Consider the following 21,392-nt stretch of genomic DNA (forward strand, 5'->3'; position numbering starts at 1 on the left):
AGATAAAACAGTATTGAGTCCATCATACCAGATGGACTCTTTTTTTACTGTCTACCTAAAGGGGATAATACCAGTAAATCTCTCTTTTTTCACTTTAAGCATTTGTTTTAAAATGAGAAACGAGAACTTCAAGTTCTTGTACGGTCGTTTTCATTTCAGATGCTTTTTTAGCAACGACACTCATTTTGTTTACTTGGTCACCAGCTGAAGTTGCTGTTTGTGATGTTTCGGCGGCAACTTCACTTGAAATAGAAGCGATGTTATTTAAAGCTGCATTCATTTCTTCAGAACTTGCGGCCATTTCTTCAGCAGTTGCAGACACCTCCTGCATTTGTGTAGAGACTTTGTTAATGTGGTTAACAATTTCTGAGAATGAAGATCCTGCAGTACGAATGACTGTAATGCCTTCAGAAGCCTCTGACTGACCTTGCGTCATCATTTCATTTGCTATTTTTGTATCTGCTTGAATTTGATGAAGTAAATGGTTAATATCAGTTGCTGCTAGCTGAGATTGTTCAGCAAGCTTTCGTACTTCATCGGCAACAACAGCGAAGCCTTTTCCATGTTCACCAGCACGAGCCGCTTCAATGGAAGCATTTAAAGCAAGTAAATTCGTTTGTTCCGCGATATTAGAAATAGATTGAAGTGCAGTATCAATATGATTTGTATGTGTAATGAGTCGTTCCACTACTTGTGATGTAGCGTTCACAGCTTCATTAATGGTATGCATTTGTGTAATAGATTTCTCAATGACTTTATTCCCACTATCAGCTTTTTCTGAAGTAGTAACAGTTAGGCTAGCAACAGAAGAGGCGGATTCTGCAATACGTTGAACACTCGTTGCCATATCGTCCATTGCAGTTGAACTTTCTTCGATGCTGGAGACTTGTGAACGAATATTATGCTCAAGAGCATTCATAGTTTCTTGCGTTTTTGCTGTATTTTCCATAGAAGCAGTTGTTTCAATAAACACATTTTCAGATGCTTCTTTTACACTTGTTGATGTTTGTTGCACTTGTTGTATGATACGTTGTAAGTTAGCGAGCATTTGATTAAAGGAATTGGCGATATCACCGATTTCATCTTTACTCGTTACGTGCAGCCTAGCAGTTAAATCACCATCTTGAGAAGCTAATTCTTTTAATTTCTCATCAATTTGTCGTATCGGTTTAACGAGTTTACCAGAGAACCACCATGCTAATAAAATAGATGTTACTGTACATGTAATAAGTGAGAAGAAAATAATATATTGAATAAGAGATGAAGAAGATTCTACGTCAGCAATTAATGCGTCACGTTTATCATTTTCTTCATTTGCATATTTCGTAAAACGACTTAAAAGGTCGTTTACATAATCGGTTTGAGCTAAAGCGATTTTGGATGCTTCGTCCCATTTTCCTTCGCGAGCGAGAGGGAGGACTTCATTATCTATGACGCTTCGCCATTTTCCACCCATTAAAATGGCTTCTTTCATTCCTTCCGAAAGTTTTTTATCACTAGTTACTTTTTCTCTCGTATCAGCTAGTTTTTTTCCTTCTCGGTTGAATTTATCCAATCCTTTTTGATCATGTGACAGTAAATATTCTTGTAAACCAGCAACTTGTGCTTGGAACCAATCGCCACGTTCTTTTAAAATGGTTGCTCTTTTGGATACATCATTTTTTAAGGTTTCGACTTCATTTGCTTGATTCATGGCGAATGAAAGAATAACAATAAGAGCAATGCTAAATAAGGAACAAATACTTAAGAGTGTGAACAGTAGTTTTTTTCGAATGCTAACATATTTCATCGTTACCCCTACCTTTTAAAAACTATTTATTATGATTTATAAATGTTAATACAGAGTTAATAAAAACATTATTATGAAGTTATTAATCTGTTCAATGAAAATTATAGCAGATAATGGAAGATAGCAAATCAGTATGAGTAAATGTTCTTAAAATGTATACATTTGTATATCAAAAAATTCATAAATAAAAATTAGAAATGCTATTGTAATTTGAAAAAACATCATGTATACTTCTAATCAGTTGATAACGATTATCAGTATCAACTGATAACATTACTCTTCGTTATGTTGGTCATACCCCTTTTTGACGACGTAAGTCAGAGACGAAATGTTGAAATATCTTGTGTCCTATTCTACAGAATTATGGTAATGTCCAACCTCAACTTATATGCGTGAGCATGCAAAAAGGATCCTATCCGTGAAGGGATCCTTTTTTGCATGCTGTTGCAATTAATGTATATAGGCCTGGCACACGTTCTTCCATTCCTTCCGGTGCAGTAGGAGGGAAGACCCATCTTTGATGTGGCCCGTGTTCTTCAACTAGTTTTTCAATTTTAAAATGTGCTTCCGCGAGCGTTGTAATGATTTCTCCTAGCGTCCAGCGACGGATAGTTGTTTTAGGTAGCGATTCTTTCTGTGCTTCTGTAAGAAGAATGCTATAAGCAACATCATCTTCAATCAATTCTTCATCAAAATAATTTCCATTGGCCTGAAATGATGGGTGGTCGACTCCTAATAATTTCGTGTAAACAGGATGATAGTCACGAAGGATAAGCATTCCATCTTGCTTAAGCAAGGTAGCAATTTTTTGAAAAAGCGGTTTTAAATCGAGAAAGTAATGGAGTACACCAAGTTCCAGCAATACGATATCGAATGACTCTGATAGTTGCACATGTAATACATCAGAAACGACATACTGAATAGAGACACCTGCTGCGTCCGCAAGTTCATTTGCATATTTTGCATTACTTGCTGAAATATCAACAACCGTTACGTCAGCTCCTAAAAGAGCGAGAGCAACAGCTTTATTTCCTTTTGACCCGAGTAAATTAATAATACGTTTTCCTTTTGGAGATTGTATGTAAGGTAAATAGTGATCTACCTCGCGCATGGGATCTTCCATAAGCTTTTTTGCATAATCTGCTGGCGCCCCGTGGCGATTCGTCCAAGCTTCATAAGCAGCTGCATTCCAGCTTTTTTCATTCCGCGCGCTTAGTTGTTTTTGATTCAATCGTATCACTCCTTTTGTGAACGTATAGGTATTCGGCGGGAGGATGGGATTTCCTTTTTTTTTTGGATAAAAGTTTGATTTTTCTGTTATTAAGTCGTACAATACTTGTTATACGTAAAAGCGTTGAAAAGGAAAAGTAGAATGAAATCATTCTGTCCAGAGAGCTTCGGTAGCTGAGAAGAAGCAAGAATATTCATTTGAACAATGGCCTTTGAGCTTCGTCCTGAACTTATGAAATGATAATAGTAGGCGGCGACGAGAGTTGGTACTCGTTATCAAAACCACAGTATAAGAGCATATAGCTCCGTACTTGTTAAGGCTAATTATGTGAGTAATTGGCGAAATAAGGTGGTACCGCGACTGTTTATACAGCCCCGCCCTTATCTTTTTTTAGATAAGGGCGGGGCTTTTTATATTTTAAAGGAGGAATGTAAGATGAGTATTTTTATTGGAGGCGCTTGGCCGTATGCAAATGGTTCGTTACATCTTGGACATATTGCGAGTTTGTTACCTGGAGATATTTTAGCACGTTATTATCGGGCAAAAGGTGAGAATGTGTTGTATGTTTCGGGAAGTGATTGTAATGGAACACCAATTGCAATTCGGGCAAAACAAGAAGGTATGACGGCGAAGGACATTGCTGATCAGTATCATGAAGAGTTCCAGCGATGTTTTCGTAACCTTGGTTTTACGTATGATTGCTATACACGTACAGATAGTGAGCACCATCATAAAACGGTTCAAAAAGTTTTTTTACGTTTATTAGAAGAAGGCCATATTTATAAAAAAACAGTGGAACAAGCATATTGCGAAACGTGTACGCAGTTTTTACCTGATCGTTATGTAGAAGGAATATGTCCGCATTGTCATGAAGCAGCAAGAGGAGATCAATGTGATGCGTGTTCAGCTATTTTAGATCCACTCGATTTGTTAGAAAAGAAATGTAAGTTATGTGGTAGTACACCATCCGTACAGGAAACAGAGCATTTCTATTTCGCATTGCATACATTTCAGGAGCAAATCAAAGTGGCTGTAGAAACAGCAAAACAAACAGGAACATGGCGCGACAATGCAATTCAGCTAACAGAAAGATACGTAAAGGAAGGGTTACTAGATAGGGCTGTATCACGTGATTTACCAATTGGGGTACCAATTCCAGTAGAAGGGTATGAAGATAAGAAAATTTACGTATGGATTGAAGCAGTGACAGGATATTATTCGGCGAGTAAACATTGGGCTGAAAAAACAGGGAAAGATGATCAAGAGTTTTGGGATAGAGAAGCGAAAACATATTATGTGCACGGAAAGGATAATATTCCGTTTCATTCTATCATTTGGCCAGCGGTATTGCTTGGAATAGGAGAAGGGGCAATTCCTCGTCATATCGTTTCGAATGAATATTTAACAGTGGAAAAAAGAAAATTATCTACAAGTAAAAACTGGGCAATATGGGTGCCTGATATATTAGAACGCTATGATCCGGATTCTATTCGTTACTTTTTAACAGTGAACGCACCAGAAAATCGTGACACTGACTTTTCATGGCGGGAATTTATTTACAGTCATAATAGTGAATTGTTAGGTGCATACGGAAACTTTGTGAACCGAACATTAAAATTTATTGAAAAGTACTATGGTGGTATCGTGCCGAAGGGAAGTATTGATGTAGAGCTGAAAGATAAAATAGAAGGATTATATAAACATGTAGGAGAGGCGATTGAGCAAACTAAATTTAAGGTGGCGCTAGAATCAATATTTGATGCAGTACGTTTTGCAAATAAATACTTTGATGAGAGGCAGCCTTGGAAACAAAGGGAAGATGATCCAGTTTCATGCGAAGAAACGATTTATAATTGTGTGTATCTCATCGCTAATTTTGTAAATCTCCTTGAACCGTTTTTACCATTTTCAAGTGAAAGAGTTAGAAACACATTATCGATTGTGAACCGAAATTGGGAGCCTCAAACCACGTTGCCGAATAGAATTGATAGTGTACAGCCACTATTTGAACGGATTGATGTAAAACAAATTGAGTGTGAGATAGAGAAGTTATATGGAGCAGTAAAGTGAGATAGAGAAAAAGACCTTTCAAATATATGAAAGGTCTTTTGTTATGCAGTAGGATTCTCTTTCTTATCCTTTAAGAAGAACAGCACAGCAAGGATTACGAGAATAATAGCTGCAATATCATATGTTATTTTGAATGTGGTATTAAAGTTTAAGTACTCCACCAAAGGGGTTTTGACTGCCCCAGCATATATGCAAATGGGAATGAGGAGCACATCGTAAAATTTCTTTTCTTTCATATATCTTATTAGGAAGAAGATACACATAATGGCAAAAAAGGCTACGCTTAAAATAGTCATTTATACCTCCAAATAGATTTGAAATTATACCACATTGTAACTGTATTTACATTTATATGCAAGTTTCTATTTTCATGCACTATGCACGCTACTATGTTTCTTTTCTTTCCTAGCGGTAAGTAGCTGAGGAGTAAAAATTCCAAGTAGTATAAAGATGATCCCAATCCACTGCATGAACGTTACGACTTCATGTACAAGTGTAATAGAAGCGATAATGGCCGTTGGTAATTCAGCTGCTCCTAGTATTGTACCAAGTCCTGTTCCTACTTTCGGTACGCCAATTGAAAAACAAATGACAGGTACGACAACGCCGAACAACCCGAGGAAGAAAGCATATTTCCATAGGCCATCTTGCAAAGCACCGTCTGTTAAAAAGGTTGGCGGGAAGAATAGACATACGATAAGAGTAGCGCTTGTTGTCATAAGAAAGCTTTTCGTATAAGGCGGAACTTCTGTAGCAACACGCCCACTTGCAAAAACATAGAATGAAAAAGAGACAGCGGCTAATAGACCAAAGATCATACCTTTTGTGGAAAAGTTTTGTCTGAGGCCTTCAAAGACACCGCCTGCAAACAATGTACCAGTAAATAAAATAATGATAGATATAACTTTCTCACGACTTGGAAATGTTCAATTTGCAATGGCTTCAATAACGACACCAATCCATGTGAACTGGAAAAGTAGGACGACAGCGATAGATGCTGGTAGTTCTTCTACCGAAATAGCGTAGAAGATACCGGTCATACTCATCGTTGTGCCAACTGTTAGTAAGGAAAAGAATTGCTTTTTTGTTACTTTATGACGTGAAACGAAAAGAACGAGCAGAAGAAGACCGATCCATCCGAAGACATATTGACCTCCTAATAGTTGATGGGCTGAAAATCCATCAATGAATCCGAGTTTGAAAATAGTTGAAAGTACGCCGTAGCTACAAGCTCCGAATAAAACGAGTAATGAATACTTAAATTTCTCCATGAAAATCCTCCTTTTACATAATAAAAAACGCCCGCTATCCAAATAAGGATAACGGGCGAACGAAACAGAGTCATATACTCTACAAAATTCCGCCACTCATACGAAGTATGAATTTGGGATATGAAATTGTAGTAGGTTTTTACATTGCTTTTGGGAATACAATAGAACATTTTACACCTTGAGGCGTGTTTTGTATACCATAAGGAAATTGATGTTTATCTAGTATTTGTTTTACAATGTATAACCCAAGACCACTACCTTGTACTAAGCCGTGTTTGTCAGGGTTTGCGCGATAGAATGGCTCAAATAAATGGGCAAGTTTATCCTCATCTATTTGTGAACCTGTATTTAATACTTCTAATGCGTAACCGTTTGGCTTTTCATAAAGCTTTATATATACATGCTGATGGTCAATTGTATAATGAATTGCATTTGAAATAATGTTAAAAATGGCAGTTTGAATAAATTTGGGATCAGCTAAAACTTGTACATCTTGTTTAATGTTAGATTGAACATTTAACTGCTTTACAGATACGAAATAATCTACTTTCTTCATAACGTCCTCAATAATATTAGTTAATGAGATAACTTTTAAATCAGGTTTAAATTGAGGGTTTTGTATTTTGGATAATTCCGACATTTTTTCCGTTAATATGTTAATGTCTTGCATCATTTCATAGGAGCGTTTTAAATATTTATCTCTATCTTTATAAGCTCCAATTCCGTGAATCATGCCATCTAGTTGTCCCATAACGGCTGCGATTGGTGTTTTTAATTCATGGGAAACCATAGACATAAATTCTTTACGGGATTGTTCTAATTGTTGCTCCTTTTTGAGTTCATTTCTTAAATCTTGATTGCTCGCATGCAAATTCTTCACTATATTTGGTATTTGTGAAGCAGCTACTTGTAAATTAAAATCTGTTTGATCAGTATTTTTGTTGAGTAGCTTTTTATCTGAGAAATCAAGATTCATAATATCTTTTAAAGCATCACTCATATATTGAAAAGGTTTAGCAATTAGTTTTGCATAAATTAAAGATCCAAGCAGAGAGAGTGCAAGCATTGTTGCGCCAATATGTGGAGCTAATTGCTGCAGGACATCTGTTAATTTTGGATTATCTTGTGCATCATTTGCTTTACTTGCTGCATTTTGTTTATGTAAGGCATCATTAGTAGCGACTTGCTTTTCCGTTTCTGTAAGTGGAGCAGAAGCGCTATTTTTCCCCGAAATATTTTGAGTATGTTCTTTTGCTTTTGCAGTTTGGCTAGGCTGCAAAAGGTGATTGATAGCTGTAGAGAGAGAATTATAATCTATAATAGCAGATTGGAAATTAAACATGTCCCCCTGTGATACAGCTTTATTTTGATTCGTTTTACTTTGGTCGTTTTGTTTATCTGAATCCGCTTGTTCTGTAGTATGCGTTCCATTTTCTTTCGCAAAACGTTCTTTATCGTAGTTTGAAGCTAAGAAGTAAATAACTTGATAAAGACAAAGTGATAAAAGAATACAAAATAATAAGGTTTTGATGAAAATATTTTTGGTGATGTTGTCTTTGCTACGATTCGATTTTGTAGCCAATGCCTTTCACCGTTTTAATATAAGGAATTCCTAATTTTTTTCGTAAGTTTTTAATGTGTGTATCTATAACTCTTACATCACCATAATGTTCATAGCCCCATACCTTATTCAACAAATCACTTCTTGATAATACTTTTCCTCGATTTTGCAGTAAAGTATAAATAATTTCAAATTCTTTTGTTGTCAATTCAATTTGATTACCATGAACATAAGCGGCGTATGCTGTAGAATTTAACATCAATTCATGGAATTGTAGTATAGTCGCAGCTTCGGCTTCCTTCGTTGCTGCCCTTCTTAATACAGCTTCTACACGTTTAATAAATACGGTGTAATGGAACGGTTTCGTAATATAGTCATCAATACCTAATTCAAATCCTTTAATTTCACTTTCTTCATTATGTAAGCCTGTTAACATAATGATTGGTACATCAGATTGTCCTCGCATAATTTTACAAATACTATAGCCATCTATATCTGGTAACATCACATCAAGGAGGACAAGATCGTATGAATTTTTTTGGAAAAGAAGTATACCTTCTGTTCCAGCACCAACGACATCAACAGTAAAGTTTTGTGCCATTAGAAATTCACGAATTAGTTCTTGTATATCTGGGTTGTCTTCAATCACCAGTATATGCGTCATAGTAACACCTCCTAAATAACGCTTTTAACTGCAATATTCGAATTCATCATTTTTTCGATGACTCAGATTGTTTATACATATAATAAGCCCCTGCCATAAAATAATCATGAAAGTAGCAAGGGGAGTTGTTTAGTGAAACTGAATATTTAAGAATTACAGTAATTCTATTATAGTATGTATTATAAAATTTATAAAATATTATAACTGTATAATTTTAATATCCATGTTTATCAATGTTTGGATGTTACCTAACACAATCTATTCCTATTATATATGTAAATACAGTTGTTTTGCTACTGTAAATGAAGAAATAAAATAAGCCAAGACATAAAATTCTTGGCTACACGTAAATCGCGCTTTGAGGTTATTTTACAGTGACAGTAGCTTGCTGGGGAATACGCTCAAATAACCAGTGTATATCATTGTTATACATACGAATACAACCTAATGTTGTCCACTTACCAATTGCCTGATTATTGTTCGTACCATGAATCGCATAAGTTGTTCCGTAAGTTCCTGCCATGTTTAGTCCGAGCCAACGGTCACCAAGTGGATTGCGCGGATCGCCGCCTTTAATTTTGCCTGTGTAATAAGGACGATTTTTAATTTTATTTACGATTTGAAAAGTACCTTTAGGTGTAGGAGTAGCTGCCTTTCCAGTAGCGACAGTAAAACTTTTTATGAATTTTCCGTTTTGATAATAATCCATTTTATTTAACTGTGTATTCACGATAAGCTGATCATTTGTTGCAGCTGCCTCAGCATTTGTGAATGGAATAGTTAAAAATCCTAATGATAATAGTGCGCTTAATAATAGTTTTTTCATTATGTTCTCCTTTTTACTATTGTAGTAGTCTTACATACAATGAATTTGCAATCCTCGTAATACTTTATTTACATTTTCATCTAATGTTTCAAAGAAGGTAGTAATTTTGGCATTGTGTTTGTTGTTTTTATCAATAAGTAATCTTTCATTTAATAAAAGTTCGCCATGTAGTCCAAAACTTTGAATTTGAATATTTAATTCATCTTCAGTTTCAGAAATAATTGGTAAGAAGTAGTGAAAAGCTTTCGTTGGAATGATGTAGCTTTTGCCAATCATGCTTTCTTGATTTGAATTAATCCATTTTTTCGTAACAATCTTAATGTTCTTTTTTGAAACGATAAAAGACAGTGTTGTAGACTTTGTTAAACTTACGTCAAATTCATTTGTTTCACATATGTGCAAATTAAAAACGGTTTCATTTTGGTGAGATTCAACATTTGTATTAATAAAATCGTGCATTTTATAAGCTTCCATTTTTTATTCACCCTTTTTTCAATTTCGAAAAGCGATTAATATTTATTCAAATTAATGTTTAGTCATATATTGGTTAAATTTTTAAACAAATTCCGATATAATCTTACAATACGTATATGAAGCTAATATGAAGTTAGTATGAGTTTGTAGTGGTTTTTTATTAAGAACAAAATATAACGATTTTTAAGTGTTAAAAAATGGATAAAAAGTGCATATTAAGGTCCTGATTTTTCGCAGTGTATACTTGTTAAATTGTTTTAAAATGAGAGTACATAATGAACGTAAAAGTTTAGTGAGAGCCTTACAAAAATGTAATAAAAATGTAAGCTATTGTGATAGTTATTTCGACAATTTTTTTATACAATATTAGTAAGAAGTTGCACGTGATTGAAAGGAGAGATGACATGGAATGGATTCATGAATTATTTCAGCAATACGGGTACTATGTTGTACTTGTTGGTTTGCTGTTAGAATATATTGCACTTCCGTTTCCGGGAGAGCCAACGTTAGCATATGCGGGATTTTTAGCACATAAGGGTGATTTAAGTTTACCGATTTTAATTATCCTATCCTTTATTGGGACAAGTGTAGGAATGACAATCCAATACTTTTTAGGAAATAAATTAGGAATGCCCTTTGTTCAAAAGTATGGGAAATACGTATTTTTAACACAAAGAAAAATCGACTTAACAAGAATGTGGTTTGATAAGTATGGATACTTCTTGATTTTTATCGGTTTCTTTATTCCTGGTGTACGTCACTTTACAGGATACTTTGCAGGAATTATTAACTTACCATTCCGCCGTTTTGCAATTACAATTTACTCAGGTGCTCTATTTTGGGTATCATTCTTCTTAATCGGTGGTTACTGGTTAGGTGGAAACTTACATGATATTTTTGGAGCGCTAGAAGGTCACATTGGTAAAATTATTTTTGGAGTGATTGCGATTGTAGCAATTACGTTAGGAGTTCGTTTCCGCAAACAGTTAAAACGAGCATTCTTACAAAACGCAAGTTAATATGGAATCCATTCTATGTCAGAATTTAGGAAGGCAGTGCAGATGCACTGCCTTTTTTATTTTAATAAGCTTTTGTTTGTTTATCAGTTTAAAATCCCATAGGTTATAATTGTCAATTATTAACGTCAAAATGACAATTATAATTGACAAAAATAAGGGTATTATTTACAATTTGATTAAATAAATGAAAAAGAGGGAAGACATGAAGCTTCAAAATCGAGTGAGAGAATTGCGGGCAAAGCATCGTTTATCACAAGGGGATTTAGGGAAAGCGATTGGATCATCGCGGCAAACGATTAGTTTAATTGAGCGCGGGGATTATGCACCATCTATCGTATTGTCGTTAAAAATTGCACAAATTTTCAACGTACCGGTGGAGGAAATATTTATGTTGGTGGAGGGGGAAGATGATGGTGAAGAGTAAATTTGGAAAACAATTTTTAAATTTTTGCAAACTCATATTAAGTATGGTAGGTGGCTTTTTTGCATCTTATATAGCTTTAGATTTACTCTCGGATGAACCGAGAAAATTATCACCCAATATATTAATAGGGGTATGTACTCTTTTTGGAATGGTAATGATGTATTACACTTGGAAGAATACACGTATGTTAGCGGAGGCACGTGATGAAGAAGAGAGTGTACAAGGTAGAAAATTAGGAATTGTAATTATGTATTTACGTATAGGTGATATAGTTACGCAAGCATGGTTTGTATATGCAGTTATTGCATGTAGACGTGCACTGTTGCAGGATACAAATGTTTCATTTGCAGTGTGGAATTTAGTAGCTTCTATCGTTTGTTTAACTATTGTAGTGATTAGTGGGCTCATAACAAAAAATCGTTATAATAAGCTATATCCTGAACAAGGTGTAACATATATGGAATCTATGAAAATGTGGACGAAAAACGCAGATGAAGGATTAAAACATATTGTGCATGAGGCTGGATATAAAGCATATGAATTTACGAATACAATATTGGCATATGTATGGTGGGCTGCCGTTATATATACGGTGGCTAGTGATATCAACTTTGTATTAATTGGCTTAATCTCATTTATTTGGATATTGCATCTTGGAAAATTCATGTACGAAATGCATAGAAAAATGATTTATTAAGGGGAGAAAAAGGTGGATATTTTAAGAAGGCCAGCTGGCTCAATGACAGTGGCGCTAATTCTGTCCATTTTATACGGAGTAATCCGAACTGGGAAATTAGAAGTAATTTTGAACCTATGGGCAATAGTTGGAATTGCATTGTTAGTGTTAGCCATTCATGAGCTAGGACATGTAGTAGTTGGTTTAATAGGTGGTTTGAATTTTAAATTTATGACAGTAGGGCCGATTACTTTTCAAAAAGAGAAGGGGAAAGTACGCATTCGAGAAAATAAATTGTGGATGTACTTTGGAGGCGTGGCGATGTTAGTGCCTCCTTCTATAGAGACACCGAATCTTTCAAAAAAATGGGCGTGGATGACTTTAGGTGGACCGATTACGAGTTTATTATTTGGTATTACTTCCGGTTACATATACATGGTGAGTTATTATCAATATCTTTTATATTTTTCTGTTTTACACTTTGTGATTTTTGCAACTACAATCGTACCGATAAAAGGAACGTTTTTGAGTGATGGCATGCAATTTCTTATTTTAATTAAAGATGATGAAAAGGCTAAGCAGCATTTATATAACATTCAAGTATCGAGTGAATTATTTAGTTATAAAAGGCCGAAAGATTGGGATGAGAGATTAATAGAGCTTAGTGAGGAAAAATTAAAAGAGGATAAAAGTATAAGAGATATAATGAGCGGACTTATGCTCGTTTTTTATGCTAGAGCTGATCAAGAAGGAATGGAAAGAGCGATACCGTATGTGGAAACAATTGTTCAACTACCTGCAACGAAAGAAAATAAGTTTTTCGTTAGTAGTTTTCATAGTTGGTATCTTTTATATAAAGCTCTTTATGAGATGGATCGTCTTTCTTTGCAAGAAGCGAAGGAACATGGGAAGGCTATTACAAAAATAGACTTACATGGATATTATCGTACACAAGCGATTGTTAAATATTTAGAGGGTGATATGGAAGCGTCCCGTACTTATATGAAGAAAGCCGATAAAGAATTGAAGAGCGCTGAGAAGAGTGAAATGGGATATTTACAATTAGAGAGAGAATGGTTTGAGCAGCTAAAGAAGAGGGTATCTTACGATGGGTGAGGTATCCTCTTTTTTCTATGTCGTCTTATGCCGTTCCATAAAAAGTGTGGGGCGAGTAAAATAAGATGTGAAGAGCAAAGCTTGGAGGAATTCTAGATGGAAATTTTAACGATTATTTTAATCGTCTTGCTCATTTATGTTGTTTTTAAAGTGGCATATGTAGCATTAAAAATACTCGCGATCCTATTAATTATCTTTTTAATCGTAGAGTTCGGCAGTAAATTGCTTGGGGGATAGGGTATGTTGAGCGTCTTAATTGTCGAAAAATGTCGGTAAGTCGATATCCTGTGTCGAACCGTCGATATAATGAAAAAATCGCTGATATAAGTGGAGAAATCGTCGATATATTTGAAAAATCGCTGATATAATCCGATTGATACTGGATGGGGTATATGGGAAAGAAGTTGCCGTGAGGGTAACTTCTTTTTATTTGTTTATAAATTGTTTATTTTTACCTTCTATTCTTAGAGTAAGGAGGCGGTAGAGATGAAAAAAGCGGTTTTAGAAGTAAGAGATGTGACGAAAAAGGTGAAGGGGAGAACGTTGCTAAGTCATATGTCTTTTTCTGTTTATAAAAATGAGATTTGTGGTTTTGTTGGGCCAAATGGTTCTGGGAAGACAACTCTTATTCGAACAATTATGGGGTTAATTCGACCAAATGAAGGAGAGATATTAGTTAATGGTATTAGCGTACAAAAAAATCGGAAAGAAGCTCTTCAGCATGTAGGCGCAATTGTAGAGGCTCCAATTTTTTTCCCTTATATGTCAGGACGAAAAAATTTGCGGAATCTAGGGAGGATTACGTTACGTACTGGTGGAGAAGTTCTTGAAAATAAAGTGCAGCAAGTATTAGAAATCGTCGGTTTAGAAAATCGTGCTGACGATAAAGTTGGTACGTATTCGTTAGGGATGAAGCAGCGTTTAGGTATTGCACAGGCGCTTCTTGGGAATCCAGATTTTATCATTTTGGATGAACCGTCTAATGGATTAGATCCAGTTGGAATTAAGCAGCTTCGTAAAATTGTACTCGACTTACAGCGTGAGAAGGGCATTACTTTTTTCATTTCTAGCCATTTAATTCGTGAATTGGAGCTTATGTGTGATTCATGGGTCATGATTCGAGAAGGATCATTAATATGGCGGGGAACGACGGAAGAATTGCAAGGAAGGAATAAAGAATTAGAAGATATTTTCGTGGAGATGATGAGCTCATGATGATGTTAGTACGCTCGGAATGGGAGCGGCTTTGGGCGAAGAAAGTAACATGGCTTTGTTTTTTGATGATACCAGTGATGTTACTTGGGGCTGCTAAGTACTATTTAAAACATAATCAAGAGGTCGAAAGGATAGCGGTTGATTATACATATACGAATTCGTTCCCCGTCCTTGCATTATCTGAAATGCTTATGAGTATATGTAATCTTGTTTTACTCGTTTTAATTGTTCTTGTGTTTGCTCAAGAGTATCATAGCGGTCAAATTAGGATGGTAATCCAAAGATCATATACATATTCGGAGGTTCTGATTGCAAAAATAATTACGATAGTAGCGGTAAGTTTGCTATTTATAAGTGTTTATTTTATTTGCAGTTATTGTATTGGCTATATTTTCTTTGAGCATGAACCGAATATTCTTTTGTTTTATCATACGGAAAAAACGAATGCACTTGGCGTGTTCTTATACTGTATTTCTTATTACGGAATTGCTTATCTTACTTTAGTAGCAATGGCTAGCATATTAATTATGCTGTCGGTTATAAGTAAATCGACAACAAGTGCGACTCTTCTCGGTATGGGATTCATTATATTTTCCTTTGGATACCCAGCGATGGCGTTAGTGATAGGCCAATCCCCGACTTTTCTTTATATTAATTATTCTTCTTTAATTAAATTGCAACATGAAGGAATTGCTATATCTTTATCTGGTAGCTCAAGAATGATTCTTTTTGGATCTGTAGTTTTACTACTATACATTGTTGTTTGTAATACTGTAACAGTTTATTGGATAGGGAAAGAAGATAATTTTGTGTGAGGTGTGAAGAATGAGACAAATACTTATAAGTGAATTTGAACGGATTTTTAATAGAAAAAAGACGAAAGCATTAATAGCTATTTTTGGGCTGCTACTTATTTTGCATAGCGTATGGGTTCATACTTTTGGAGTTGCTATTTATGATACAAAAGGAACAGAAGTAATCTTAAGTAATTTAAACTTTCCTGTCGCAGTTACAAGAGAATGGTATTTTACGTTATTCTTATTAATTTTTCCAATCTTATTTATTGATAGTTTTAATAGTGAAATTTCATCTGGTGCGTATCGGCTTGTTATGATTCGTCCCGTAGGTAGATGGGAATTATTATTGGCGAAATGGATTGCTCAAATGAGCATTGTAAGTTTGTTTTTGTTAATGGCATTCATTGAGAGTTATATATATGGAACATTTTTTATAAGGCGTGCAGAAGAGACATTCTTTTTAGATAAACAAGTCATTTATAGTGCGAATGCTTCTATTTTATATACTGTAAAATATTATTTAATACTATGGTTTATAGCAAGTGCTTTAACAATGTTGAGTAGTTTTGTAAGTCTATGGTTTCAAAACGCTATCATTACGTATTTTGTAATAGTTGGTTTATTAGTAGCAAGTTTATATGTGAATGAAGAATTAAGTTATTTTGTAATTGGAAGTGGATCAATTCTAAGAATATTAAGTGAGGGGAAAGGAACATTTTACCTGATAAATGGTACAATTTTAGGAGGATGTGCAATAGCGGCTATGTTTAGTTGGTGTAAAAAAGATATATTTAATTAGGGGGGACTTGCCGTGACGAGCAAAATACTACTTGTAGACGATGAACCAGATATTCTTACATTTATTGAAGATAGTCTTGTCATGGAAGGGTATGAAGTAAGAAGTGCATTAAGTGGTGAAGAAGCTTTGAAGAAATTAGATAATAGCGTGGATCTCATTATTTTAGACGTTATGTTGCCAGATATGAATGGGTTTAAAGTTTGCGAGAAGATGAGAGAGTCTTATGCATGCCCAATCTTATTTTTAAGTGCGGATAGTAGTGAACGGTCTCGGATAGAAGGTTTATTGATTGGTGGAGACGATTATATTAGTAAGCCATTTAGTTTAAAAGAGTTGAAAGCGAGAATTGTTGCCAATTTGCGCCGTACGACAGATTTAAGAATGGTGGATCAAAAGGAATTTCTACGCTATGGAAGTATATTAATAGATTTGCAAAACTACGAAATAATGACTGGGAAAGAAAAAATTCATTTTACAAAAAAAGAGTATGAAGTTGTGAAAATGTTAGCACTTCATGCTGGTCAAGTTTTGACGAAAGAGCAGCTGTTTGAAAAGATTTGGGGATATGATAGTGAAAGTGATGTCTCTACTGTAGTTGAGCATATAAAGAAAATTAGAACAAAGCTTAGTGTATATGACAGAGAAAATACATATATTCAAACGGTATGGGGAATTGGATATAAGTGGAGTGTACAGAATTGATGCAAAGGTTAAGGATTAAACAACAGCTAGTAGCTGGCTTCTTAATAGTTCTACTTGGTAGTTTAATACTAACGGTTTTAACAGCGGCTAGTGGTTGGTATTGGCTAACGAAGAATGGGAAAGTATTTCCTGCGAATTATTATGAACAGAAAATACCTATGATAAAAGAATATGTAAAAGATAAAGGCATACTATTGTTAAATGAGAAAGAGCGAAATGGATTAGAGAAAATTGTCCCTAAAGAGGGAATTAAATATCAAATTGTTAATAGGCAAGGAGATATTTCTTATGGTACATATAACAAGAAATTAATAACAAATGAGAGACCGATTTCGAGTGTTATTAATACAAATATTTATGGTGAAGAAGATGATAATGAAGTTACGACATATCTGCCTTTAGTAGATAGGAATGGAGATTTACAAGGAGCGATAGGGTTTAATTATCATTTAACAATATCTACTGCTTCGGCAGTTGATTCCTTTTTTGTAATCTTATTTTTAGCTTCACCCTTTATATACATTACAATTTTGTCCTACATTATTTCAAATCGAATGGGAAAAAGAATAAAGAAACCACTAGTTGAACTATCAGAGGCCTCAAAAAGAATTCAAGAGCAGGATTTAAATTTTCATTTAGAGTACAACGCGAAAAATGAAATTGGTGAATTAGTCAGTTCGTTTGAAAATATGCGTGCAGCGCTAGCTACTAGTTTGTCACGACAATGGGAGTTAGAAGAAGAAAGGAGAGAATATATTAGAGCTATTTCTCACGATTTAAAAACGCCATTAACGATTGTGCAAGGTCATACAGAAGGTTTGCAAAGTGGTTTATGGAAAAATGAAGATTTGTTACATCGGTATTTACAAACGATTGAAAGAAACACAAACAGAATGACAAAGCTTCTTGAGGAGTTCCAAATAGTAAATGAGCTAGAGAGTTTCTCATTTCAATTACGTTTAAATAAAGTACATATAAATCCATTCTTTCTTAAAAAACTAGAAGAATACGAATGCATAGCTAGAAAAAAAGAAATTGATTGGGATGTCATCTTTGAAAATAATGAGGATATACAAAGCTTAGTATTTGATCAAGAGCGAATCAGTCAAGTAATGGACAACATCGTAATGAATGCAGTTCGATTTACTCCGGTGTCAGGGAAGATGCTTTTGAAAGTATGTGCTTGGCATGACGCAATAGAGTTTCATGTATATGATTCAGGGCCTGGGTTTCAAGAAGGAGATTTGAAAAAAGTATTACAACGTTTTTATCAGGGAGATCAGTCGCGTTCAGGAAGCAAGGAGCATTTTGGACTCGGGTTATATATTGCTAAGACAATTGTTGAGAAGCATGGTGGTAAAACTCAGGTAGAAAATAGTGAGGTGAGAGGCGGGGCACACGTTTCGTTTCGGATTCCGAGCGGAGGTATATAGATGAAAATTGATTGTCGAAAAATGTCGGTAAGTCGATATCCTGTGTCGAACCGTCGATATAATGAAAAAATCGCTGATATAAGTGGAGAAATCGTCGATATATTTGAAAAATCGCTGATATAATCCGGTTGATACTGGATGGGGTATATGGGAAAGAAGTTGCCGTGAGGGTAACTTCTTTTTATTGTGATGCCGTGGTATGCAAACCAACATAAAAAAAGCTGGAAGAATCCCTTCCAGCTTACGAGTTACTTTCAATTTGGCGACCGTTTTCTTCTTCGTTGTCTTGTAATAGGTTGAATACATCAGCTAGACAGAATGCAATGAACCAAGTCCATAGACCGTGGAAGAAAGCTGAGCTTAATTGAAGTGGTAATGTATAGTTAGTCATTGAGTAGGAAATACATCCGCCAACGATTCCGATCATTGTTAATAACATTGTTTTTTGCGCATTTTCTTCTGGATTAAAGAGGAAGAAAATGTATCCACCTAAAATTGAAGCGCTTACAAGTGTTTCGATTCCATTAAAAATGATATTCTCTCCAAGCTGAGTGTTTGTCCAGAAGCAGATTGTTCCGCCGATAATAGCAAACAGGACAGCTATTGTATATCGTATATATTGATTCATATGTTCATCTCCTTATGTAATAAGATGATTTGGAAGTCAAAAAGGTAGGTATAGTATATTGAAGTGAGTTTTAGTTGTACGTATCTTTTTATAAAAAGATTATTGAAGAGTGATCGGTTTTTTAAACCGTTACGTGTATGATGTCTGAAATATACCCGACTGCTCGTTTCTTTTTGCTTGTAAAATAAGAGAAACTTCCAAGTCTATATACTCTTTTTTTGTGAGTCTGTTTTCATTATAACATATTTAGAGGCATAATAATAGAATTATCTGATTTTGTAATAAGTGTAAAAAATAAAAAGCGCAAGGAAATACCATTCCTTGCGCTTTTTTATATACGTTTGAAACGGCCGACAATTTCAACTGTTTCAGTAATATTCATAAATGCTTTGTTATCCACTTGACGGATAATACGTTTCATTTCGCCTAACTCATAGCGAGTCACGACAGTGTAAATCATTTTTTTCTTATGGTTTGTATAGCCGCCGACAGCATCTACCATCGTCACGCCACGTATGCCGTGATGTAGTAGGGCGCTTTTTATTTCCTCGCCTTTTTCTGTAATTGTCATTATCGTCAATTTAATATGTTTCGTATGCACAGCATCAATCACTTTGCTGACTACAAATCGACTAATTAACGTATAAAGTGTAATATCCCATCCGAAAATAAATCCTGCTACAACAAGTAAGATTAAGTTGAATACAAATATGATTGCTCCAATTGAAACATCGCGATATTTCGCTACAATCAATCCAACGACATCAAATCCACCTGTTGAAGAAGCAAATCGGAATATGATTCCTGAAGCTGCTCCGCAGATTACACCGCCGAATACAGAAGATAGTAAAATATCGTCTGAAACTTGGTGTACAGGGATAATGTTCATCGCTAATGATGATACAGCTACAAAGTACGCTGTTAAAAAGGTTGTCTTCTTGCCTAAGTAAAAGTGACTTAAAATAAGAAGAGGAATGTTTAGTAAAAAGATAAGTGCACCAATATTGTAGTGCATTAAATAACCGATAATCATCCCTACTCCAGCGAATCCACCGCTAATCATGTTATGCGGGATAAAGAACATATTCATAGAAATTGCATACAAAATAGAAGCTACGAAAATAACAACCAACTGTATGATAAATTCTAAGTGAAATGTTTTAGCTGCTGGGAAGGATAAAAAGGCGGTGTCGGGAACGTAATCGGCGTCTCCTAGTTGACCCATAGTATGTTTCATCTCCATATTCATTTTTGATTACAAGAAGAGAATAAAGGTTTTTTCAAAAACTGGCAATAGTTTTATTATAATGCAAAAATTTTATAAATTTCTAATAAATCAAGCCTATTCATTGATGTGTGTGAATATACTAAAGAAAGCGAATACAATGTTTCTTAATTATTGTTTTCTTGAGAAAATATGCAAAATACTTTTTTTGACGATAAAAGGAAATAGAGAATGTTTGCCGAATGTGCTAAAATGACCTTATTAAGGATGTGAAGCGATGGAATTTTTATTGCAGGATGCGATTCTATATATATCGTTTGTAACGACAGCACTTTGTTTATTAGAAGTTTTCTTCCTTGCTAACGTTTCTCGCTTTGTGCGTCAGCAAGCATCAAGCGGTAGACAAAGAGCATTTGCGTTAGTTGATACATGTGAAGATAGTGCGGGGAATGTACCGCTATTTTCGATTTTTTATAAATATGGAATGATTCGTTCTGTACGCAGACAAGAATCGAGTGAAGAGAATGACGAGGTCGGTCCGTATACACCAATGTTTCGCTAAATAATTACGAAACATTGGAGGAATGAACATGTTAAAATCATACCGAACTGCGCTCGTTAGTTTATCATTATTACTTGTTTTTGTTTTATCTGGTTGCAGTAATGCAGCCCCAATTGATGCACATAGTACGGGAATTTGGGATCATTATTTTGTATATCCAATCTCGTTTATGATTCAATTTGTTGCTCATCATATACCGGGAGCTAGCTTCGGGATTGCTATCATTATTATGACGCTCGTTATTCGTTCAGCAATGATTCCATTAGCTGTTTCGCAATATCGTAGCCAAGCGAAAATGAAGAAAATGCAACCTGAATTGCAGAAGTTAAAGAAAAAATACGGTGATGTAAGTAAAGATCTTGAAAAACAAAAACAGTATCAAAAAGAAATGTCAGAACTAATGAAATCAGGCGGTTGGAATCCACTTGCTGGTTGCTGGCCAATCTTTATACAAATGCCGATTTTCTCTGCTTTGTATTATGCCATTAGCCGAACAGAGGAGATTCGCACATCTTCGTTTTTATGGGTGAACTTAGGACATGCAGATCCTTATCATATATTACCGATTATTGCAGCGTTAACGACATTTATTCAGATGAAGGTTTTCCAGTCTAATATTACAGCTGGAGAACAAGTACAGATGCTGAAAATGCAGCAAATTATGATGCCGGCAATGATTTTATTTATGGGATTTGCGGCACCATCGGGTCTTGTGTTGTACTGGATAACAGGTAACTTATTTACAATGACACAAACAATTGTATTAAGAAGAATAATGGAACGTGAAGAATTACAATTACAAAAAGCATAGAAAAACACCGCTCATTATGAAGTGAAGTGACCCCCGAAAACGGGACACCAATCAAAACACCTAAACCACTTGTTCCCTAAATTCTTTAGGGGATAGGTG

At 35.0% G+C, this 21,392-nt stretch carries 23 protein-coding genes, 1 pseudogene and 1 other annotated feature; of the genes and pseudogenes, 14 read left to right on the forward strand and 10 right to left on the reverse strand.

Features of this window, described 5'->3' with window-relative positions; translation table 11 throughout:
* Positions 1-94 precede the first annotated feature (94 nt).
* Positions 95-1,789 carry a methyl-accepting chemotaxis protein gene (locus tag PDQ68_RS26820; RefSeq protein ID WP_016718860.1) on the reverse strand — a complete coding sequence of 565 codons (1,695 nt, stop codon included), beginning with the start codon at positions 1,787-1,789 and terminating at the stop codon, positions 95-97.
* Between the two features lie 412 nt (positions 1,790-2,201).
* Positions 2,202-3,020: a class I SAM-dependent methyltransferase gene (locus PDQ68_RS26825; protein WP_016718859.1), complete on the reverse strand. Its 819-nt coding sequence runs from the start codon at positions 3,018-3,020 to the stop codon at positions 2,202-2,204.
* Between the two features lie 114 nt (positions 3,021-3,134).
* Positions 3,135-3,405, forward strand: a binding site (T-box leader).
* A 50-nt stretch (positions 3,406-3,455) separates the two neighbouring features.
* Here PDQ68_RS26825 and metG point away from each other — a divergent pair.
* A complete protein-coding gene (gene metG / locus PDQ68_RS26830; protein ID WP_016718858.1) occupies positions 3,456-5,090 on the forward strand; it encodes a methionine--tRNA ligase in 1,635 nt (544 codons plus the stop codon).
* A 41-nt stretch (positions 5,091-5,131) separates the two neighbouring features.
* Here the strand turns inward: metG and PDQ68_RS26835 are convergent, their stop codons facing one another.
* The 6 genes and pseudogenes from PDQ68_RS26835 to PDQ68_RS26860 all read right to left on the reverse strand — a co-directional run bounded on the left by PDQ68_RS26835 (position 5,132) and on the right by PDQ68_RS26860 (position 9,886).
* Positions 5,132-5,386 (reverse strand): hypothetical protein, encoded by a 255-nt coding sequence (locus tag PDQ68_RS26835; protein ID WP_000154154.1) that lies wholly within the window; start codon positions 5,384-5,386, stop codon positions 5,132-5,134.
* Positions 5,387-5,458: 72 nt separating this feature from the next.
* Positions 5,459-6,361, reverse strand: a pseudogene (locus PDQ68_RS26840) (EamA family transporter).
* A gap of 139 nt (positions 6,362-6,500) precedes the next feature.
* Positions 6,501-7,943, reverse strand: coding sequence for a sensor histidine kinase (locus PDQ68_RS26845; RefSeq protein ID WP_000201975.1), 1,443 nt, complete (start codon positions 7,941-7,943; stop codon positions 6,501-6,503).
* Positions 7,921-8,586 carry a response regulator transcription factor gene (locus tag PDQ68_RS26850; RefSeq protein WP_000148833.1) on the reverse strand — a complete coding sequence of 222 codons (666 nt, stop codon included), beginning with the start codon at positions 8,584-8,586 and terminating at the stop codon, positions 7,921-7,923. Before PDQ68_RS26850 ends, PDQ68_RS26845 begins: the two co-directional genes overlap by 23 nt.
* A 364-nt stretch (positions 8,587-8,950) precedes the next feature.
* Positions 8,951-9,412, reverse strand: a complete 462-nt coding sequence (locus PDQ68_RS26855) for a L,D-transpeptidase (protein ID WP_000735048.1) — start codon at positions 9,410-9,412, stop codon at positions 8,951-8,953.
* A 30-nt stretch (positions 9,413-9,442) separates the two neighbouring features.
* Positions 9,443-9,886 (reverse strand): DUF3978 domain-containing protein, encoded by a 444-nt coding sequence (locus PDQ68_RS26860; RefSeq protein WP_000388750.1) that lies wholly within the window; start codon positions 9,884-9,886, stop codon positions 9,443-9,445.
* A 404-nt stretch (positions 9,887-10,290) separates the two neighbouring features.
* On the opposite strand from PDQ68_RS26860, the gene PDQ68_RS26865 reads away from it, so the two are divergent.
* From PDQ68_RS26865 to PDQ68_RS26915, 11 genes are all read left to right on the forward strand, one after another.
* Positions 10,291-10,905, forward strand: coding sequence for a DedA family protein (locus PDQ68_RS26865; RefSeq protein WP_000454756.1), 615 nt, complete (start codon positions 10,291-10,293; stop codon positions 10,903-10,905).
* A 202-nt stretch (positions 10,906-11,107) separates the two neighbouring features.
* Positions 11,108-11,329, forward strand: coding sequence for a helix-turn-helix transcriptional regulator (locus tag PDQ68_RS26870; protein ID WP_000776164.1), 222 nt, complete (start codon positions 11,108-11,110; stop codon positions 11,327-11,329).
* Positions 11,316-12,026, forward strand: coding sequence for a DUF3169 family protein (locus PDQ68_RS26875; protein WP_016718857.1), 711 nt, complete (start codon positions 11,316-11,318; stop codon positions 12,024-12,026). Before PDQ68_RS26870 ends, PDQ68_RS26875 begins: the two co-directional genes overlap by 14 nt.
* A gap of 42 nt (positions 12,027-12,068) precedes the next feature.
* A complete protein-coding gene (locus tag PDQ68_RS26880) occupies positions 12,069-13,121 on the forward strand; it encodes a M50 family metallopeptidase (protein WP_061182761.1) in 1,053 nt (350 codons plus the stop codon).
* A gap of 96 nt (positions 13,122-13,217) precedes the next feature.
* Entirely contained in the window at positions 13,218-13,358 is a 141-nt protein-coding gene (locus tag PDQ68_RS26885) for a DUF3985 family protein (protein WP_000404784.1), read from the forward strand.
* 249 nt (positions 13,359-13,607) lie between these two features.
* A complete protein-coding gene (locus tag PDQ68_RS26890) occupies positions 13,608-14,336 on the forward strand; it encodes an ABC transporter ATP-binding protein (RefSeq protein WP_000710432.1) in 729 nt (242 codons plus the stop codon).
* A complete protein-coding gene (locus PDQ68_RS26895) occupies positions 14,333-15,151 on the forward strand; it encodes an ABC-2 transporter permease (protein ID WP_270787113.1) in 819 nt (272 codons plus the stop codon). Before PDQ68_RS26890 ends, PDQ68_RS26895 begins: the two co-directional genes overlap by 4 nt.
* Positions 15,152-15,161: 10 nt before the next feature.
* Positions 15,162-15,932 carry an ABC transporter permease gene (locus PDQ68_RS26900; RefSeq protein WP_061182758.1) on the forward strand — a complete coding sequence of 257 codons (771 nt, stop codon included), beginning with the start codon at positions 15,162-15,164 and terminating at the stop codon, positions 15,930-15,932.
* A gap of 12 nt (positions 15,933-15,944) precedes the next feature.
* On the forward strand, positions 15,945-16,634 hold the full coding sequence (locus PDQ68_RS26905) for a response regulator transcription factor (RefSeq protein ID WP_016718853.1): 690 nt from the start codon (positions 15,945-15,947) through the stop codon (positions 16,632-16,634).
* Positions 16,634-18,067 carry a sensor histidine kinase gene (locus PDQ68_RS26910; RefSeq protein ID WP_016718852.1) on the forward strand — a complete coding sequence of 478 codons (1,434 nt, stop codon included), beginning with the start codon at positions 16,634-16,636 and terminating at the stop codon, positions 18,065-18,067. The genes PDQ68_RS26905 and PDQ68_RS26910 overlap by 1 nt, the downstream gene beginning before the upstream one ends.
* Positions 18,068-18,190: a hypothetical protein gene (locus tag PDQ68_RS26915; RefSeq protein ID WP_016718851.1), complete on the forward strand. Its 123-nt coding sequence runs from the start codon at positions 18,068-18,070 to the stop codon at positions 18,188-18,190. It begins immediately after the preceding gene.
* A 118-nt stretch (positions 18,191-18,308) separates the two neighbouring features.
* Here the strand turns inward: PDQ68_RS26915 and PDQ68_RS26920 are convergent, their stop codons facing one another.
* A complete protein-coding gene (locus PDQ68_RS26920) occupies positions 18,309-18,695 on the reverse strand; it encodes a DUF3938 domain-containing protein (protein WP_001077770.1) in 387 nt (128 codons plus the stop codon).
* Positions 18,696-19,026: 331 nt separating this feature from the next.
* Complete coding sequence (locus PDQ68_RS26925) at positions 19,027-19,920, reverse strand: YitT family protein (RefSeq protein WP_000530037.1); 894 nt, start codon at positions 19,918-19,920, stop codon at positions 19,027-19,029.
* 277 nt (positions 19,921-20,197) lie between these two features.
* Here PDQ68_RS26925 and PDQ68_RS26930 point away from each other — a divergent pair, with 277 nt between their 5' ends.
* Positions 20,198-20,482, forward strand: a complete 285-nt coding sequence (locus PDQ68_RS26930) for a hypothetical protein (protein ID WP_000394930.1) — start codon at positions 20,198-20,200, stop codon at positions 20,480-20,482.
* Between the two features lie 28 nt (positions 20,483-20,510).
* Entirely contained in the window at positions 20,511-21,293 is a 783-nt protein-coding gene (yidC, locus tag PDQ68_RS26935) for a membrane protein insertase YidC (protein WP_000920550.1), read from the forward strand.
* The last annotated feature ends 99 nt before the right edge of the window (positions 21,294-21,392 follow it).

It is taken from the genome of Bacillus cereus group sp. Bc010, assembly GCF_027716745.1.
GTDB classification, from domain to species: Bacteria; Bacillota; Bacilli; order Bacillales; family Bacillaceae_G; genus Bacillus_A; species Bacillus_A pacificus.

What these genes read in the sequence shown, in the direction of transcription:
- PDQ68_RS26870 (WP_000776164.1), top strand. Translation starts at nt 11,108, where the DNA reads ATGAAGCTTCAAAATCGAGTGAGAGAATTGCGGGCAAAGCATCGTTTA.
- PDQ68_RS26850 (WP_000148833.1), bottom strand. Translation starts at nt 8,586, where the DNA reads ATGACGCATATACTGGTGATTGAAGACAACCCAGATATACAAGAACTA.
- PDQ68_RS26820 (WP_016718860.1), bottom strand. Translation starts at nt 1,789, where the DNA reads ATGAAATATGTTAGCATTCGAAAAAAACTACTGTTCACACTCTTAAGT.
- PDQ68_RS26835 (WP_000154154.1), bottom strand. Translation starts at nt 5,386, where the DNA reads ATGACTATTTTAAGCGTAGCCTTTTTTGCCATTATGTGTATCTTCTTC.
- PDQ68_RS26915 (WP_016718851.1), top strand. Translation starts at nt 18,068, where the DNA reads ATGAAAATTGATTGTCGAAAAATGTCGGTAAGTCGATATCCTGTGTCG.
- PDQ68_RS26895 (WP_270787113.1), top strand. Translation starts at nt 14,333, where the DNA reads ATGATGATGTTAGTACGCTCGGAATGGGAGCGGCTTTGGGCGAAGAAA.
- PDQ68_RS26925 (WP_000530037.1), bottom strand. Translation starts at nt 19,920, where the DNA reads ATGGGTCAACTAGGAGACGCCGATTACGTTCCCGACACCGCCTTTTTA.
- yidC (WP_000920550.1), top strand. Translation starts at nt 20,511, where the DNA reads ATGTTAAAATCATACCGAACTGCGCTCGTTAGTTTATCATTATTACTT.
- PDQ68_RS26900 (WP_061182758.1), top strand. Translation starts at nt 15,162, where the DNA reads ATGAGACAAATACTTATAAGTGAATTTGAACGGATTTTTAATAGAAAA.
- PDQ68_RS26880 (WP_061182761.1), top strand. Translation starts at nt 12,069, where the DNA reads ATGACAGTGGCGCTAATTCTGTCCATTTTATACGGAGTAATCCGAACT.
- PDQ68_RS26875 (WP_016718857.1), top strand. Translation starts at nt 11,316, where the DNA reads ATGGTGAAGAGTAAATTTGGAAAACAATTTTTAAATTTTTGCAAACTC.
- PDQ68_RS26890 (WP_000710432.1), top strand. Translation starts at nt 13,608, where the DNA reads ATGAAAAAAGCGGTTTTAGAAGTAAGAGATGTGACGAAAAAGGTGAAG.
- PDQ68_RS26885 (WP_000404784.1), top strand. Translation starts at nt 13,218, where the DNA reads ATGGAAATTTTAACGATTATTTTAATCGTCTTGCTCATTTATGTTGTT.
- PDQ68_RS26920 (WP_001077770.1), bottom strand. Translation starts at nt 18,695, where the DNA reads ATGAATCAATATATACGATATACAATAGCTGTCCTGTTTGCTATTATC.
- PDQ68_RS26910 (WP_016718852.1), top strand. Translation starts at nt 16,634, where the DNA reads ATGCAAAGGTTAAGGATTAAACAACAGCTAGTAGCTGGCTTCTTAATA.
- PDQ68_RS26930 (WP_000394930.1), top strand. Translation starts at nt 20,198, where the DNA reads ATGGAATTTTTATTGCAGGATGCGATTCTATATATATCGTTTGTAACG.
- metG (WP_016718858.1), top strand. Translation starts at nt 3,456, where the DNA reads ATGAGTATTTTTATTGGAGGCGCTTGGCCGTATGCAAATGGTTCGTTA.
- PDQ68_RS26860 (WP_000388750.1), bottom strand. Translation starts at nt 9,886, where the DNA reads ATGGAAGCTTATAAAATGCACGATTTTATTAATACAAATGTTGAATCT.
- PDQ68_RS26865 (WP_000454756.1), top strand. Translation starts at nt 10,291, where the DNA reads ATGGAATGGATTCATGAATTATTTCAGCAATACGGGTACTATGTTGTA.
- PDQ68_RS26855 (WP_000735048.1), bottom strand. Translation starts at nt 9,412, where the DNA reads ATGAAAAAACTATTATTAAGCGCACTATTATCATTAGGATTTTTAACT.